The sequence below is a fragment of the Streptomyces sp. 135 genome (assembly GCF_020026305.1).
Taxonomy (GTDB): domain Bacteria; phylum Actinomycetota; class Actinomycetes; order Streptomycetales; family Streptomycetaceae; genus Streptomyces.
The window spans coordinates 2,102,930-2,118,762 of record NZ_CP075691.1 but is presented as its reverse complement, the minus strand read 5'-3'; the positions used below and the strand labels follow the sequence as shown (position 1 = coordinate 2,118,762).

Annotated in this window: 15 protein-coding genes; 10 read left to right on the top strand and 5 right to left on the bottom strand. The window is 71.8% G+C overall.

Features of this window, described 5'->3' with window-relative positions:
- Window positions 1–10 precede the first annotated feature (10 nt).
- On the top strand, window positions 11–1,009 hold the full coding sequence (locus tag KKZ08_RS09590; RefSeq protein WP_223774044.1) for a DUF3068 domain-containing protein: 999 nt from the start codon (window positions 11–13) through the stop codon (window positions 1,007–1,009).
- Here the strand turns inward: KKZ08_RS09590 and hrpB are convergent.
- Window positions 1,006–3,540 carry an ATP-dependent helicase HrpB gene (gene hrpB / locus KKZ08_RS09585; RefSeq protein ID WP_223774043.1) on the bottom strand — a complete coding sequence of 845 codons (2,535 nt, stop codon included), beginning with the start codon at window positions 3,538–3,540 and terminating at the stop codon, window positions 1,006–1,008. The two genes, KKZ08_RS09590 and hrpB, sit on opposite strands and share 4 nt — an antisense overlap.
- 4 nt (window positions 3,541–3,544) lie before the next feature.
- Window positions 3,545–4,366, bottom strand: coding sequence for a class I SAM-dependent methyltransferase (locus KKZ08_RS09580; protein ID WP_223774042.1), 822 nt, complete (start codon window positions 4,364–4,366; stop codon window positions 3,545–3,547).
- Window positions 4,367–4,720: 354 nt separating this feature from the next.
- Between KKZ08_RS09580 and rpsA the strand changes: the two genes are divergently transcribed.
- The gene (gene rpsA, locus KKZ08_RS09575) at window positions 4,721–6,229 is read left to right on the top strand and encodes a 30S ribosomal protein S1 (RefSeq protein ID WP_223774041.1); all 1,509 of its coding nucleotides are present in this window, start codon (window positions 4,721–4,723) and stop codon (window positions 6,227–6,229) included.
- A 158-nt stretch (window positions 6,230–6,387) separates the two neighbouring features.
- On the opposite strand, the gene KKZ08_RS09570 is transcribed toward rpsA, so the two are convergent.
- Complete coding sequence (locus KKZ08_RS09570; protein ID WP_223774040.1) at window positions 6,388–7,350, bottom strand: right-handed parallel beta-helix repeat-containing protein; 963 nt, start codon at window positions 7,348–7,350, stop codon at window positions 6,388–6,390.
- Between the two features lie 192 nt (window positions 7,351–7,542).
- On the opposite strand from KKZ08_RS09570, the gene KKZ08_RS09565 reads away from it, so the two are divergent.
- The 3 genes from KKZ08_RS09565 (at window position 7,543) to KKZ08_RS09555 (ending at window position 9,560) form a co-directional block, all read left to right on the top strand.
- A complete protein-coding gene (locus KKZ08_RS09565) occupies window positions 7,543–8,481 on the top strand; it encodes a PAC2 family protein (protein ID WP_223774039.1) in 939 nt (312 codons plus the stop codon).
- A gap of 24 nt (window positions 8,482–8,505) precedes the next feature.
- Window positions 8,506–9,111: a dephospho-CoA kinase gene (gene coaE / locus KKZ08_RS09560; protein ID WP_223774038.1), complete on the top strand. Its 606-nt coding sequence runs from the start codon at window positions 8,506–8,508 to the stop codon at window positions 9,109–9,111.
- A gap of 80 nt (window positions 9,112–9,191) precedes the next feature.
- Window positions 9,192–9,560, top strand: coding sequence for a tetratricopeptide repeat protein (locus KKZ08_RS09555; protein ID WP_223774037.1), 369 nt, complete (start codon window positions 9,192–9,194; stop codon window positions 9,558–9,560).
- 30 nt (window positions 9,561–9,590) lie between these two features.
- Here the strand turns inward: KKZ08_RS09555 and KKZ08_RS09550 are convergent, their stop codons facing one another.
- Window positions 9,591–9,851 carry a DUF6343 family protein gene (locus KKZ08_RS09550; RefSeq protein WP_223774036.1) on the bottom strand — a complete coding sequence of 87 codons (261 nt, stop codon included), beginning with the start codon at window positions 9,849–9,851 and terminating at the stop codon, window positions 9,591–9,593.
- Between the two features lie 286 nt (window positions 9,852–10,137).
- Between KKZ08_RS09550 and KKZ08_RS09545 the strand changes: the two genes are divergently transcribed.
- Entirely contained in the window at window positions 10,138–10,575 is a 438-nt protein-coding gene (locus KKZ08_RS09545; protein ID WP_223774035.1) for a DoxX family protein, read from the top strand.
- Between the two features lie 38 nt (window positions 10,576–10,613).
- On the opposite strand, the gene KKZ08_RS09540 is transcribed toward KKZ08_RS09545, so the two are convergent.
- Window positions 10,614–11,060, bottom strand: a complete 447-nt coding sequence (locus KKZ08_RS09540) for an RNA-binding S4 domain-containing protein (RefSeq protein WP_223774034.1) — start codon at window positions 11,058–11,060, stop codon at window positions 10,614–10,616.
- A gap of 193 nt (window positions 11,061–11,253) precedes the next feature.
- Between KKZ08_RS09540 and KKZ08_RS09535 the strand changes: the two genes are divergently transcribed.
- The 4 genes from KKZ08_RS09535 to pip are packed head-to-tail and all read left to right on the top strand — an operon-like array spanning window position 11,254 to window position 15,733.
- Window positions 11,254–12,756, top strand: coding sequence for a Na+/H+ antiporter NhaC family protein (locus KKZ08_RS09535; RefSeq protein WP_223774033.1), 1,503 nt, complete (start codon window positions 11,254–11,256; stop codon window positions 12,754–12,756).
- Window positions 12,757–12,802: 46 nt separating this feature from the next.
- Window positions 12,803–13,549: a uracil-DNA glycosylase gene (locus tag KKZ08_RS09530; RefSeq protein WP_223774032.1), complete on the top strand. Its 747-nt coding sequence runs from the start codon at window positions 12,803–12,805 to the stop codon at window positions 13,547–13,549.
- 9 nt (window positions 13,550–13,558) lie between these two features.
- Complete coding sequence (locus KKZ08_RS09525) at window positions 13,559–14,749, top strand: MFS transporter (protein ID WP_223774031.1); 1,191 nt, start codon at window positions 13,559–13,561, stop codon at window positions 14,747–14,749.
- 24 nt (window positions 14,750–14,773) lie between these two features.
- Window positions 14,774–15,733: a prolyl aminopeptidase gene (pip, locus tag KKZ08_RS09520; RefSeq protein ID WP_223774030.1), complete on the top strand. Its 960-nt coding sequence runs from the start codon at window positions 14,774–14,776 to the stop codon at window positions 15,731–15,733.
- Window positions 15,734–15,833: the final 100 nt, after the last annotated feature.

Below are 15,833 nucleotides of genomic sequence, written 5' to 3'. Positions count from 1 at the left end.
GGTCGCCGCGATGCGCCGCAAGGCCAGCCTCGTCCTGCTCGCCTTCGCCGTGTTCTTCACGGCCATGTCCCCGCTCATGCGCTGGTACGCCTTCCCGCGCCTCGCGAAGATCCCGCCGAGCCAGTACCAGGACGCGGTCCTGGAGGCGAAGAACCCCACGCTCATCGACTACGGCTCGATGAAGGCCGAGAAGGTCGACAAGGTCACCATCGTGCAGACCCTCAAGGGCAACGTGGAGGCCTCCGAGGAGATCGAGAAGAGCGCGGACCGCGACGTCGTCGTCTGGGACGCGCTCTCCTACATCGAGGACTCCGAGGGCAAGATGGTCTCCAAGGTCCCCGAGCGCTACATCTTCGACGCCCACAGCCAGGAACCGGTGCACGCCACCGGGGAGTCGGTCGACGGGGACCCGGTCAAGCGCCAGGGCATCGAGTTCAAGTGGCCCTTCCTGACGGAGAAACGGGACTACGAGTACTTCGACGCGCAGGCCCGCGTCACCAAGCCCATCCACTACAAGGGCACGCAGACCTTCCGGGGCGTGCAGGTCTACTACTTCGAACAGACCATCCCCTGGACCGAGGTCCCCTTCCCCAAGACGATGCCGGTCAAGGGCATCACTCCGAAGTCCCTCGCCAAGACCGGCACCACCCGCTGGTACACCACCGTCCGCAAGTTCTGGGTCGAGCCGGTCACCGGAGCCCCCGTCTACGGCGAGGAGATCCAGAAGAACGAACTGCGCGGCGGCACGCTCCTCGGCGGACGCGACAAGGTCACCGTCTTCGCCGGGCACGTGAAGATGCGCGAGGACTACATCGAGAGCACTGTCGACCTGGTCAAGTCCCAGCGCGTCCTGGTGCTCCTGCTCACCTCCTACCTGCCCTGGGGCTTCCTCGGCCTCGGCCTGCTCCTGCTCGCACTCTCCCTCTGGCTGGAGGCCCGCGGGCGCAGGCGGAGCGGCCCCGGGCCCACGGCGACGGCCGGCCCCGAACCGGAACCCGTCAGCGCCTAGGCGCTCCCGCCCTCCCGGGCCTGGCGCGCCTTGGTGTACCGGGTCGGCTCGGCCGACGCCGGGTCCTCGGGCCACGGATGCTTCGGATAACGGCCGCGCAGCTCCGCCCGCACCGCGCGGTAGCCCTCCCGCCAGAACGAGGCGAGATCGGCCGTGACGGCGGCGGGACGTCCCGCGGGCGACAGCAGGTGGACGACCACGGGCACCTGCCCGGCGGCGATCCGAGGGGTCTCGGCCAACCCGAACATCTCCTGGAGTTTCACCGCGAGGACGGGCTGCCCGGGATCGGAGTAGTCGATCCGGATCCTGGACCCGCTCGGCACCTCAAGCCGCTCCGGAGCGAACTCGTCCAGACGCACGGCCTCACCCGTGGCCCACGGCAGCAGCCGCCCGAGCGCCTGCCCGGCGTCGATGCGGCCGAGGTCGGCCCGCCGTCGCGCCTTGGACAGCTCGGGCTCCAGCCACTCGTCCACGCGCGCGTGGAGGGCGTCCTCCGACACGTCGGGCCACGGCGCCCCCAGATGCCGATGCACAAAGGCGAGCCGCTCCCGCAGTTCCCGCGCCCCCCGCGACCACTTCAGCAGCCCGGTCCCTTCCTCCCGCAGCCCGGCCAACAGCGCCTCCCGTACGAGATGGGGGTCGACGTCCTTCAAGGGCCGCACCGCCAGCTCGATGGCCCCGAGGCGTTCGACGTGCCGCGCCACCAGGTCCCCACCGGACCAGGCCACCTCGTCCCGCTGGGAGCACAGCGGCGCGGCAGCGCTCCGCGCCCCGTCCTCGTCGATCTGCGCACCGAGCAGCACGCGCGCGTGCCCGGTGCCGACAGGGCGGTCGGCCACGGCCACGGCGATCCACTCCGCCCCCGTCAGCGAGGAGCCGGGACGCAGCTCGGCGCGGGTGCCGTTGGCCATGAGGTACGTGCCGCCGCCGACCGCCCGGGCCACCCGTTCGGGAAACGCCAGGGCGGCGACCACCCCGGCGACCCGCTCCTCGCCTCCGAAGCCGGGCGCCGCCGCGTGATCCTGGACCCCCGCCGAAGTCAGGCGCCGCACCTCCGTGCGCCAGCGCACCACGTAGCCGTCGTCCTGGCGCCGCCGAGCGATCCGCCAGGCCATGGCGAGGTCGTCGCCGTACTCCCGCGGCGGCTCCTCGCTCAGCAGCGCCACCACCTCCGCGGCCCGCCGGGTGCCCACGAGCGGCGCCGCGTCCAGCAGGGCGCGGGCAAGGCGCGGATGCAGGCCCACCCGCGCCATGCGCGTGCCCCGCTCCGTCACCCGCCCCGTCGCGTCGACCGCCCCCACCGCCGTCAGGACCTCCCGCGCCGCCGCCATCGCGCCGCCCGGCGGGGGATCGAGCAGCGCGAGCCCCGAGGCGCCCGGATCGCCCCAGCAGGCTGCCTGGAGGGCGAACGCGGCGAGGTCGGCCACTTTGATCTCCGGCGCCGGAAAGCGAGCCAGGCGCCCGTCCTCGGCCTCCGCCCAGCATCGGTACACGGCTCCCGGCGCCTCACGCCCGGCCCGCCCCGCCCGCTGCCGCCCCGCCGCCTGAGAGGCCCGCACCGTCGCCAGTGCGCTCAGCCCGCGCGCGTGGTCGACCCGCGGCTCGCGTGCCAGACCCGAGTCCACGACCACCCGCACACCGGGCACCGTCAACGACGACTCGGCGACGGACGTGGCCAGCACGACCCGCCGCTCCGGCGAACCCGCGAGCACCGCGTCCTGCACGGCCGCCGGGGCCCGCCCGTGGACCTGCAACACCTCCACGTCCCCGAGACCGCCCAACTGCCCCGCCACGCGCGCGATCTCACCGACCCCCGGCAGGAAGCACAGGACGTCCCCGTCCCGCTCGGCCAGGGCGCGCCGGACCACCGCCGCCACATGCGTCAGCAGCGCCGGATCCACCCGCATCCCGTGCGGCGGCCGCACCGCCCGCGCGGGCGGCGCCCACACCACCTCCACGGGATGCGCGATCCCCTGGGCCTCCACCACGGGCGCGCCCCCGAGGATCCGCGCCCACCCCTCCGCGTCGGTCGTCGCGGACGCGGCCACCAGCCGCAACTCGGGGCGCAGCGCCGCCCGCACGTCCACCAGGAAGGCCGCCACGGTGTCCGCGTCCAGATGCCGTTCGTGGCACTCGTCGATGACGACGACGTCCACACCGGCCAGCTCCTGGTCCCGTTGCAGCCGCTGAAGCAGCACACCCGTCGTCACGACCTCCACGCGCGCGTGTGGGCCCACGACGCGCTCTCCGCGCACGGTGTAGCCGACGCTCTCGCCCACCTTCTCGCCGAGCAGCCACGCCATCCGCCGCGCGGCGGCCCGGGCTGCGATGCGCCGCGGCTCGGCGACGACGACCCGGCGTGCGCCCTCCGAGGCGTCGAGCAGACCGGCCAGCGCCAGCGGCACCAGCGTCGTCTTGCCCGTGCCGGGCGGGGCGCACAGCACGGCGCTGCCCGGCCCCTCCAGGGCGGCTCGGAGGGAGGGCAGCGCGTCTCGTACGGGCAGGTTCAGGGCAGCGGCGTCGCGGATCACCCGCTCAGTCTCGTACGCATACGTAGATGGCCGTCCCCGGGATCAGGTTTCCGCGCAGCGGGGACCAGCCGCCCCACTCCTGGGTGTTCCAGGCGGGCCACTCCGGCTCGACGATGTCGACGAGGCGGAAGCCGCCCGCCACGATGTCGCGGACCCGGTCGCCGATCGTCCTGTGGTGCTCCACGTAGACGGCGTTCCCCTGCTCGTCCTGCTCCACATAAGGAGTGCGGTCGAAGTAGGAGGCCGCCACGGTGAGGCCCTCCGGGCCCGGCTCGTCGGGGAAGGCCCAGCGGATCGGGTGCGTCGCGGAGAACACGAAGCGGCCGCCGGGGCGCAGCACGCGGCGCACCTCCTTGAGGACCAGTACCGGGTCGGCGACGAAGGGCAGCGCCCCATAGGCGGAGCAGGCGAGGTCGAAGGAGCCGTCCTTGAAGGGCAGCACCCCGGCGTCGGCCTGCACCAGTGGTACGTCCCCGCCGATCCGCAGCGCGTGCTGGAGCTGGCGGTGCGAGAGGTCGAGGGCCACGGGCCGCGCGCCCTGGGAGACCAGCCAGCGCGAGCACTGGGCGGCGCCGGCGCCGATCTCCAGGATGTCCTTGCCCTTGAGGTCCTCGGGCGGACCGAGCAGTTCCGCCTCCACCTCGTCGAGCCCCTCGGGACCCCACACGAACCGGTCGTCCCCGAGGAACGTGCCGTGCTCGACCTGGTAGTCGTCGGCGTTCCTGTCCCACCAGCCGCGGTTCGCGCGACTGCTCTCCGTGACGTCCGCGGTACGGCGGGTGGCTTCGGGCTCGGGCAGTCCGGACTCTTGGATGATCGGCTCCATCGTCGTAATCTTCCGTCGAACTCGTCGATTACCGGTCGAGAGGGGGCGCGGTGCGGCCCGTGTGGCCTCAGGCGACAGGTTTTGTGCCGGGTATGCGGTGTTCCGCCCCGGGTGTGCGCCTTCGCGCATTGACCCTGTCCGGCTGCCCCCGTATGCTACAAGTTGCGCTGCGAGCCTGCGCTCCTCAGACATAGCAGGCTGCGCTCGCGTCTGTTGTATGTCCCCTCGGTTGTCGAGGCGCCTTCCCTTGCCGGAAGTCGCGCTTCCTAGGCTGTCCGGCTTCTGCAGAGCGAAATCGGCTCCCGGCGTTGCAGTACCTACGACTTCAATGTCCGTACCGGAGCCCTAACCCACATGACGAGCAGCACCGAGACCACCGCCACCACCCCGCAGGTAGCGGTCAACGACATCGGTAACGAGGAAGCCTTCCTCGCCGCGATCGACGAGACGATCAAGTACTTCAACGACGGCGACATCGTCGACGGCGTCATCGTGAAGGTCGACCGGGACGAGGTCCTGCTCGACATCGGTTACAAGACCGAAGGCGTCATCCCGAGCCGCGAGCTCTCGATCAAGCACGACGTCGACCCGAACGAGGTCGTCAAGGTCGGCGACGAGATCGAGGCCCTGGTTCTCCAGAAGGAGGACAAGGAAGGTCGTCTGATCCTGTCCAAGAAGCGCGCTCAGTACGAGCGTGCCTGGGGCACGATCGAGAAGATCAAGGAAGAGGACGGGATCGTCACCGGTACCGTCATCGAGGTCGTCAAGGGTGGTCTCATCCTCGACATCGGCCTCCGTGGCTTCCTGCCGGCCTCCCTCGTGGAGATGCGCCGCGTCCGCGACCTCCAGCCCTACGTGGGCAAGGAGCTCGAGGCCAAGATCATCGAGCTGGACAAGAACCGCAACAACGTGGTCCTGTCCCGCCGTGCCTGGCTCGAGCAGACCCAGAGCGAGGTCCGCCAGACCTTCCTCACGACCCTGCAGAAGGGCCAGGTCCGCTCCGGCGTCGTTTCCTCGATCGTCAACTTCGGTGCGTTCGTGGACCTCGGTGGCGTCGACGGTCTCGTCCACGTCTCCGAGCTTTCCTGGAAGCACATCGACCACCCCTCCGAGGTTGTCGAGGTCGGCCAGGAAGTCACCGTCGAGGTCCTCGACGTGGACATGGACCGCGAGCGTGTCTCCCTGTCGCTCAAGGCGACGCAGGAAGACCCGTGGCAGCAGTTCGCCCGCACGCACCAGATCGGGCAGGTCGTTCCCGGTAAGGTCACCAAGCTCGTTCCGTTCGGTGCGTTCGTGCGCGTCGACGAGGGCATCGAGGGCCTGGTCCACATCTCCGAGCTGGCCGAGCGCCACGTGGAGATCCCGGAGCAGGTCGTCCAGGTCAACGACGAGATCTTCGTCAAGGTCATCGACATCGACCTCGAGCGTCGCCGGATCTCGCTGTCGCTGAAGCAGGCCAACGAGTCCTTCGGCGCCGACCCGTCGGCCGTCGAGTTCGACCCGACCCTGTACGGCATGGCCGCGTCCTACGACGACCAGGGCAACTACATCTACCCCGAGGGCTTCGACCCCGAGACCAACGACTGGCTCGAGGGCTACGAGACCCAGCGCGAGGCCTGGGAGACCCAGTACGCCGAGGCGCAGTCGCGCTTCGAGCAGCACCAGGCTCAGGTCATCAAGTCCCGCGAGGCCGACGCCCAGGCCGAGGCCGAGGGTGCGGCGGCTCCGGCCGGCGCCGCTCCGGCCGCGTCCGGTGGCGGCGGCGGTTCGTACTCCTCGGAGTCGGACGACAACTCCGGCGCCCTGGCTTCGGACGAGGCGCTTGCCGCGCTCCGCGAGAAGCTGGCCGGCGGCCAGAGCTGAGGCTCGCCCCTAGGCGGTAGCTGAACGACGCTGCGGGCCCGCATCCCTTCGGGGGTGCGGGCCCGTTGTGCGTCCTGGTTCCAGTGCGGGGCTGTGGGGGCTGGCTGGTCGTGCAGTTCCCCGCGCCCCGGGGGGCTCGTCCCTGAGGGACTCGCCCCCTATGGCGTCACCGGGATGTTCGTCAGGCCCCGGCCGCCGGTCACGGTGTTGCTCGCGTACACCGTCGTCTTGCAGCCGCCGCTGTGGTTCGTCACGTTGATCGCCAGCTGCTTGTCGCCCGTCGCGCCCGTCAGGGTGGACCTGTTGCCGCGGAAGACCGTGCCGCAGCCCCAGCCGGGCTGCTGGGTGTGGGTCTCGTAGCCGTTGTTCAGGGTGTTCTTGCCGGTGTTGTCCTCGATGACGTAGTCGTTGCCCTTCACGTCGACCCATGAGTCGTCGTAGTGGTTGCCGGTCAGGCCCCTGCCGTCGAACGTGTTGCCCGAGACCTTGCCGCCCGTGGTGCCCTCCTTGAGGTCGATCGCCTCGCCGCCGACGTCCGGGCCGATCGTGTTCCCGAGGATCTGTACGTTGTCGCTCTTGTCGGAGAGCGTGTTGGCGGTGCCGACGTAGATGCCCTCGCCCATGCCGCGGCCGTCGTTCCCGGTGTCGTGGATCCGTGAATTCCTGATCACGCCGTCGCGGCTCGACTTGCGGAAGTGGACGCCCTCCATGTCGAGGCCGTGGACCGTGACGGTGTCCACGACGACGCCTCGCGCGGAGTCGATCATGATGCCCTTCTGGCCGCCGGTCACGGTGATGCCCTTCACCGTCCAGTACGCGGCGCCGTTCAGGTGCAGCCCGTAGCCGCCGCCTGCCGTGAGCACCGCCTTCGCGGAACCGGTCAGCGTGATGCGGGAGGCGGCGCTCGCCGCCACGGAGGTCTTGAAGTTCCCGGAGTACGTCCCGTCGGCGAGGTGGATCGTGTCGCCGGGCGAGGCGCCGGTGAGCGCCGCCTTGAGCTGGGCGGCGGTGGAGACCTCGATGGTCCGCGCGGGGGCTGCCGCGAACGAGGCCGTGGTCAGGGTCGCGGAGGCGGCCGTCGCCGTGAGCAGGGCCGTGAGAAGCGTGCGTGGGGTGCGCATGGGGGGTGACCTTCCGTCGAGAGCGGAGTTCTCGTACGTGAACGCAGGGTGTTCATGTGAACGTTGCGAACGTAAGGGCGGGGCATGTCCGCGTCAAGGTATGGACCAGTGCGGACCGCTCGCGGCAGGAAGCGGGAATGCCCGTGGCACTGCGTGCGTTCTCCGTTACGAACACGAGGAGGAGCGGTCACAGTGCTTGATCCGCAGGGTTTGTACGCATGGGAGCCGAAGGGCCTCGCCGTCGTCGACATGGCGCTCGCCCAGGAGTCGGCCGGACTGGTCATGCTCTACCACTTCGACGGATACATCGACGCGGGTGAGACCGGCGAGCAGATCGTCGAGCGGCTCACGGACAGCCTGCCCGGGCAGGTGGTGGCGAGATTCGACCACGACCGGCTCGTCGACTACCGCGCCCGCCGCCCGCTGCTCACCTTCCGACGCGACCGCTGGACCGACTACGAGGTGCCGACGCTCGACGTCCGCCTCGTGCAGGACGCCACGGGCGCGCCCTTCCTGCTGCTCTCCGGGCCGGAGCCGGACGTCGAGTGGGAGCGCTTCGCCGTCGCCGTCCAGCAGATCGTGGAGCGCCTCGGCGTACGCCTGTCGGTGAACTTCCACGGCATCCCCATGGGCGTGCCGCACACCCGCCCCGTGGGGCTCACGCCGCACGGCAACCGCACCGACCTGGTCCCCGGCCACCGCAGCCCCTTCGAGGAGGCGCAGGTACCGGGCAGCGCCGCGTCCCTCGTCGAGTACCGCCTCCTGGAGGCGGGCCACGACGTGTTGGGCGTCGCCGCGCACGTCCCGCACTACATCGCGCGCTCCGCCTACCCCGACGCGGCCCTCACGGTCCTGGAGGCGATCACCGCCGCCACCGGCCTGGTGCTGCCCGGCGTGGCCCACGGACTGCGCACCGAGGCGCACCGCACCCAGACCGAGATCGACCGGCAGATCCAGGAGGGCGACGAGGAACTGGTCGCGCTGATCCAGGGACTTGAACACCAGTACGACGCGGCGGCGGGCGCCCAGGAGCGCGGCAACATGCTCGCCGAACCGGCGGACATCCCCTCCGCCGACGAGATCGGCCGGGAATTCGAACGCTTCCTCGCCGAGCGGGAGGGCGACGCGTGACCCGCAGGCCCTAAGCTGCCCGTCATGCTGAAGGTGGGCCTGACCGGCGGAATCGGCGCCGGCAAGAGTGAAGTGTCGCGGCTTTTCGTCTCGTCCGGTGCCGTCCTGATCGACGCCGACAAGATCGCGCGTGAGGTGGTGGAGCCGGGGACCCCCGGCCTCGCGGCCGTCGTCGAGGCGTTCGGGCGGGAGGTTCTGGCCCCGGACGGCTCGCTGGACCGCCCGAGGCTCGGCGCGATCGTCTTCGCCGACGCCGACAAGCTCGCCGCCCTCAACGCGATCGTGCACCCGCTCGTCGGCGCCCGCTCCGCCGAGCTCGAACGCTCCGCGTCCGGCGACGCGGTGGTCGTCCACGACGTGCCGCTGCTCACCGAGAACGGCCTCGCCCCGCTGTACGACGTGGTGGTCGTCGTCGACGCGAGCCCCGAGACCCAGCTGGACCGCCTGGTGCGGCTGCGCGGCATGAGCGAGGACGACGCCCGCGCGCGGATGGCGGCGCAGGCCACCCGCGAGAAGCGCCTGGAGATCGCCGACATCGTGATCGACAACGACGGCCCCCTGGAGGGGCTCCAGGAGCGGGTCGCCGAGGTGTGGGCGGAGCTGGAGCGCAGGGCACGTACGCAGGACTAGTCCGCCCCGTGGGCCGTCGCTTCGGAATAGGGACGGCCGCGACGGGCGTTGACCCGGAGGAGTGAGGGAAGGAGTCCAGCGTGCCCGAAATCACCCCGGAGACTCATGTCATCGACTTCCGAGCGGCGGAGCAGCTCCTCGCCGCGCGGGATCCGCGGGGCGCGGTGAAGCTGCTCGACACGGTCATCGCGGCCCATCCCGAGAACACGGCGGCCCGGCTGCTGCGCGCCCGCGCGTTCTTCGCCGCCGCGCAACTGCGCGCAGCCGAGCTGGAGTTCAGCATCGTCCTGGAGCGCGAACCGGACAACGCGTTCGCGCACTTCGCGCTCGCCCGCACCTACGAGCGCGGCGCCCGCCCCGAGCAGGCGCGGCGCCACTTCCGCCTCGCGGCCGCCCTCGACCCGCAGCCGGAGTACCTCGCGGCGGCCCGCTTCGACAAGCAGGACTGACCTCTACCGCCCCGCCGGCGTGAGCCGTCGCTAGGGGATGTCCGGCGGATCGTACGGCGGGATGTCTCGCCCCGGCTGATAGTGCGGGCCCTGCCGCATGCGGTGCGTCACCCACGCCAGGTCGGCCGCGACCACCAGGAGCAGCACTCCGCACGCCACCGCCCATCCGGTCCGCCCGGTCAGCGCGAACGCGGCCGTGCCGAATGCGGCCCAGCCGAGGCCCCATACGCTGAACCAGAAACGCATCCGCAGGGGACTGCGCGCTGTCAGCGGTTCACTGCCTGTGCGCATGTGAGGTCATCTCCTCCTCCCAGAATAGAGAGAGTGCGAGCCACGCGCCGCACCGCCCCAGCCACCACCCGCGGCGCGGGATGCCGAGGGTCTGCCGGCGCCACGTCACGGACGGCGGCTGCACCTCCGGATCGTCTCGGCGGAGCCCGTGGGCGTTTCGAAAAGCCGTGCGGGAGCGATGAGTTCCGCGCGGTGGTCCTGTCTATCCCTGTGACAGCACAGCAGCGCGGCAGGCCGGCAGCTCACCAGGGCGGCGGCTCCGCGACCCCGTCACCGAGGAGATGCCATGACGGCCACCGCCACCACCGCCGCAGCCACCACCCCCGTACCCGTCACCGCTCCTCGCAGCCGCGGCGCCCGCATCGCGTTGCGTACGCTCCGCGTGCTGCTCGCCGTGTTCTTCGGTGTCGCGAGCGGTGTCCCGAAGCTGATCGCGCATCCCACCGCCGTCGAGTCCTTCGACAAGCTCGGCTGGGGCGCCCCGGGGATGTACACGATCGGGGCGCTGGAACTGCTCGGCGGTATCGCGCTGCTGCTGCCGCTGCTGTCCTCGCTCGCCGCGACGGCGTTCATCGGGCTGATGGCCGGCGCGTTCATCGTGACGGTCACGGCGCTCGGCGGTGAGAACGCCGCGACGCCCCTGATCCTCACCGTGCCCCTGGCCTGGATCGCCTGGGCGACCCGCGGCGAGACGGCGAAGCTGATCGCCCGCATCCGCCGATGATCCCCGCGCCGCCCCCGGGGTTCCGACCGGCGCCCCGGTCAGCCCTCCAGGCCCCGGAGGCGCTCCAGCTCGCGGCGGTCCCGCTTCGTGGGGCGGCCCGCGCCCCGGTCGCGGATGCCCGCCGGGGCGACGGCCTCGCGCGGCGGGGGCGGCGGGCTGTTGTCGACGTAGGCCTCGGCGGCGACCGGCGCGCCCACCCGCTTGCGCAGGACGCGCTTGACGACGACGACCCGCTCCCGGCCGCCCGCCTGCCGCAGGCGCACCTCGTCGCCCACCCGCACGCCGTACGCGGGCTTGACCCGCTCGCCGTTGACCCGGACGTGACCGCCCTTGCAGGCGGCGGCGCCCATCGAGCGTGTCTTGACGAGGCGGACCGACCAGATCCAGCTGTCGACGCGCACCGAGCCCTCGCCCGCGGGCGCGCCGCCCGCCGAAGCGCTGCCCGGAGCGCGGTCCGTGCCGCCTCCTGAAGTCTGCGAAGCCATGCTCCGACCTTAGTCCGGCTCCGCCGCCGCGGGCCCGGCTCACGGCGAGCCGTCCGGAATCCGCTGACCCCGGCCGCCGATAATCCGGATCAATCGCCATAAAGAGCCGGAAGCGGTCCGGACATGACGTACGACTCCCAGGGGTGCGGCCCATGACGCCTTTCGAAGCCACCGCCACGGAAGGCGGTGCCGCGTGCGGAAGTTCAGCTTCCCCAGTGCTCTGACCGTCCTCGTCGTCGTCACGCTCGCCGTATGGCTGCTCGCCTTCCTCGTCCCCTCGGGGCAGTACGACAGGAACGACTCCGGCGCCCCCGTCCAGGGCACCTACCACCGCGTCGACTCCGGACAGTCGTTCGTCGACCGGCTCAACGACCTGTTCCTGTCGCCCGTCAACGGCCTCTACGGCATCCAGGACGAGAGGACCGCGCTGGTCGCGCCCGACAACGTCGGCGCGCTGTACGGCAGCGCGGGCGTGTTCCTCTTCGTGCTCGCCATCGGCGCCTTCATCACCGTCGTCTTCGCGACCGGCGCGCTCGACCGGGGCATCGGGCGGCTCGCGCACCGGCTGCGCGAGCGCGGCGCGCTGCTCATCGCCGGCGTCATGGTCGTGTTCTCCGTGCTCGGCACGGTGGAGGGCTTCGCCGAGGAGACGCTCGGCTTCTACGGGCTGATCGTGCCGCTGATGCTCGCCCTCGGCTACGACCGCATGACCGCCGTCGGCGTGATCATCCTCGGCGCGGGCGTCGGCGTCCTGTGCTCGACCGTGAACCCCTTCGCGACGGGCGTGGCCTCCTCCGCCGCCGGCATCTCGCTCGGCGACGGCATCGTGCTGCGCTGCGCCATGTGGATGGTCCTGACCGGGGTGACGATCGCGTACGTCATCCGCTATGCCGCGCGGGTCCGGCGCGACCCGGAGCGCTCCCTGTCGGGCTTCCTGCCGGGCGACCGGGAGGGCGGCGACCGGGACGGCGAGTCGGCCGTGTCCGCCGCGAGCGAGGTGCCCGCGCTGACCTCGCTGCACAAGGCCGTGCTGGTCGCGACGGCGCTCGTCTTCGCGTTCATGATCTTCTCGGTGGTGCCCTGGTCGAGCGCGCTCACCGGCGACGCGGACGCCACCCCCTACGGCTTCGAACTCGGCTGGTCCTTTCCGCAGCTGGCGGCCCTGTTCCTGTGCGCCGCCGTCCTCGTCGGGCTCGTCGCGCGGATGGGGGAGCAGCGGCTGAGCTCCACGATCGTCCAGGGCGCCGCCGACTTCGTCTCGCCCGCGCTGGTCATCCTGCTGGCCCGCGGCGTGACGACGATCATGAACAACTCGAAGATCACGGACACCGTGCTGCACTCCATCGAGGGCGTGGTGAAGGGGACCTCCTCGGGGCTCTTCGCGGTCATCGTCTTCCTCGTGAACCTGCCGCTCGCCTTCCTGATCCCCTCCACCTCCGGCCACGCGACGCTCGCCATGCCGATCCTCGCCCCGCTCGCCGACTTCGCCGGGGTCTCGCGCGCGGTCGTCGTGACGGCCTGGCAGGCGGCCAGCGGCCTGATGAACCTGTGGGTGCCGACGACGGCGGTGACCATCGGCGGCGTGGCGCTCGCCAAGGTCGGCTACGACAGGTATCTGCGGTTCGTGTGGCCCCTGCTGGCCGTCCTGTTGCTGCTGATCTGCGGTTTCGTGGCGCTGGGGGCGGCCGTGACATGACAGGGCGCACGCCGTGGACGGACGTACATTACGTACGGTGGAGGGCATGGACGGCCTGAGCGAACTGGACGAACGGATCACCGGCTGCCGGGCGTGCCCCCGCCTCGTCGACTGGCGCGAGGAGGTCGCGCGCACCAAGCGCGCGGCCTTCGCCGACTGGACGTACTGGGGGCGCCCGGTGCCCGGCTTCGGCCCGCACGACGCCTCGCTCCTGATCATCGGCCTCGCGCCCGCCGCGCACGGCGCCAACCGCACCGGACGGATGTTCACCGGCGACCGCTCGGGGGAGTTCCTCTATCCGGCGCTGTACGACGTCGGCCTGGCCTCGCGGCCCACCGCCGTCAGCGCCGACGACGGCCTGACGCTGTACGGCACCCGCATCACCTCGCCCGTGCACTGCGCCCCGCCCGAGAACAAGCCGACCACGGGCGAGCGCGACACCTGCCGTTCCTGGCTGGTGAGCGAGTTGAAGCTGCTCGCCCCGACGCTCAGGTCCGTGGTCGTGCTCGGCGGCTTCGGCTGGCAGGCCGCGCTGCCCGCCTTCGCGGCGGCCGGCTGGCAGGTGCCGAAGCCCCGCCCGGCGTTCGGGCACGGGGCGCACGTGGTGCTGCCGGGCGGCCCTGAGGGGGAAGAGCTCGACGTCTTCGGCTGCTACCACGTCAGCCAGCGCAATACGTTCACCGGACGCCTGACGCCCGCGATGCTGCGGCAGGTGCTGAGCGCGGCGGCCTTCGAAGCGGGACTGTACCCGGATGGCCCAGCAGGTCGGGCCGAGGCGGGCGGCGGTTCCTAGCGTGAGGGTGTGGACCACACACGAGCAGCCAAGCCCTCCGCCACCGCCTACCGCAACCTGGCCGTCGCGACGGTCGGTTTCACCCTCACCTTCTGGGCCTGGGCTCTGGTGGCGCCGCTCGGCAGCGACTTCAAGGACCGGCTCGGACTGAGCTCCTTCGAACAGTCGCTCCTGGTCGCCGTGCCGGTGATCGTCGGCTCACTGGGCCGCGTACCGGTCGGCGCGCTCACCGACCGCTATGGCGCCCGGCTGATGTTCCCCCTGGTCTCGGCGCTGACCATCGTGCCGGTGCTGCTGATCATCCCGGCCAGGAACAGCTACCTCGCGATGCTCGCGGTCGGCTTCCTGCTCGGGCTCGGCGGGACCACGTTCGCCATCGGCATCCCGCTCGTCAACTCCTGGTTCCCGCCCGCCCGCAGGGGCTTCGCACTCGGCGTCTTCGGCATGGGCATGGGCGGCGTGGCGCTCTCCGGCTACTTCACGCCGCGCATCGCCGGACACGGCGCCAACCTGCCGTTCATCGTCGTGGCGATCGCGCTCGCCGCCTTCGCGGTGCTCGCCGCGCTGCTCGTCACCGACCGCCCCGACCGGCCCGTGCCCGCCGACCCGCTCACCACCCGGCTCGGGCGGGCGGGTCGGCTGCCGGTCACCTGGGAACTGTCGGCGCTGTACGCGATCGGCTTCGGCGGGATCGTCGCCTTCGGGGTGTACCTGCCCACGTACCTGAAGACCTGGTACGACCTGTCGCCCACCGACGCCGGGACCAAGGCGGCCGGGTTCGCGCTCGTCACCGTCGTCTTCCGGCCCATCGGCGGCTGGCTCTCCGACCGGATCCACCCCGCCACGGTCACCGCCGCCGCCCTCGCCGTGGTCGCGCTCTTCGCCGTCTTCCAGGCCTTCGACCCGGAGCTGTATCCCATCGGCACGATCTGCTTCCTGGTCATGGCCGCCGGCCTCGGCACCGCGAGCGGCAGCGTCTTCGCCCTCGTCTCCCAGGTCACCCCGCAGCCGCAGGTCGGCTCCGTCACCGGCATCGTCGGCGCGGTGGGCGGCCTCGGCGGGTTCCTTCCGCCGCTGGTCATGGGCGCGATCTACAGCGCCAAGGACTCGTACTCGATCGGCTTCATGCTGCTGTCGGACCTCGCGCTCGCGGGGTGCGTCTACGCGTACGGGCGGATGCGCACCGCCAAGCCCGTCTGACGCGGGGGCCGTTAGGGTGCCCCGATGGGCCTCTACCCGGACATCGAACCCTACGACCACGGCATGCTCGACGTCGGCGACGGCAACCGCGTGTACTGGGAGGTCTGCGGCAATCCGCTCGGCAAGCCCGCCGTCGTGCTGCACGGCGGGCCCGGCTCCGGCTGCACGTCCTTCGCCCGCAGGTACTTCGACCCCGACGCCTACCGCGTCGTCCTGCTCGACCAGCGCGGCAGCGGCCGCTCCACGCCGCACGCGAGCGACCCGGCGACCGACATGAGCGTCAACACGACCCCGCGTCTGATCGCCGACCTGGAGCTGCTGCGGCGGCACCTGGGCATCGAACGGTGGCTGGTGTGGGGCGCGTCGTTCGGGTCGGTGCTGGGGCTGCGGTACGCGCAGACGCACCCCGGCCGGGTCTCGGAGCTGGTCCTCACGGGGCTCGCCACGGGCAGCCGCGCCGAGGTGGCCCTGCTGACCCGGGGGCTCGGGAAGATCTTCCCCGCGGCGTGGCGGGCCTTCCGGGACGGGGTGCCGGAGGCGGAGCGGGACGGGGACCTCGCCGCCGCCTACCACCGGCTCCTGGAGTCGCCCGACCCGGCGGTCCGGGCGGCCGCCGCGCGCTCCTGGACGGACTGGGAGACGGCGTTCCTGCCGGCCCCGCCGCGTTCCGTGCCCCGCTACGAGGACGCCGTCTTCCGGGCCGGTTTCGCGCGCACGGTCACGCACTACTTCGCCCACGACCACTGGCTGGCCGGCGACGAGGTCGTCCTGCGGGACGCGCCGTCGCTGGCCGGGATCCCGGGCGTCATGGTGCAGGGAAGCCTGGACTTCGGGAACCTCCTCGGCATCCCGTGGCGGCTCGCGCAGGCGTGGCCGGACAGCCAGCTGATCCTCGTCGAGGAGGCCGGGCACGACGCGGGGGCACGCGGGATCGCGGACGAACTGACGGCGGCGACGGACCGGTTCCGGCCGGGCGCGGGCTGAGGCGCACCGGTCCGTACCGGAGCAGTGGGGTCGGCGGGGAGTGCCGGAAGCGCGTACTTGGGGGGGCGCCGGGGCCGGGACACGCCACCGAAAGGGTGGT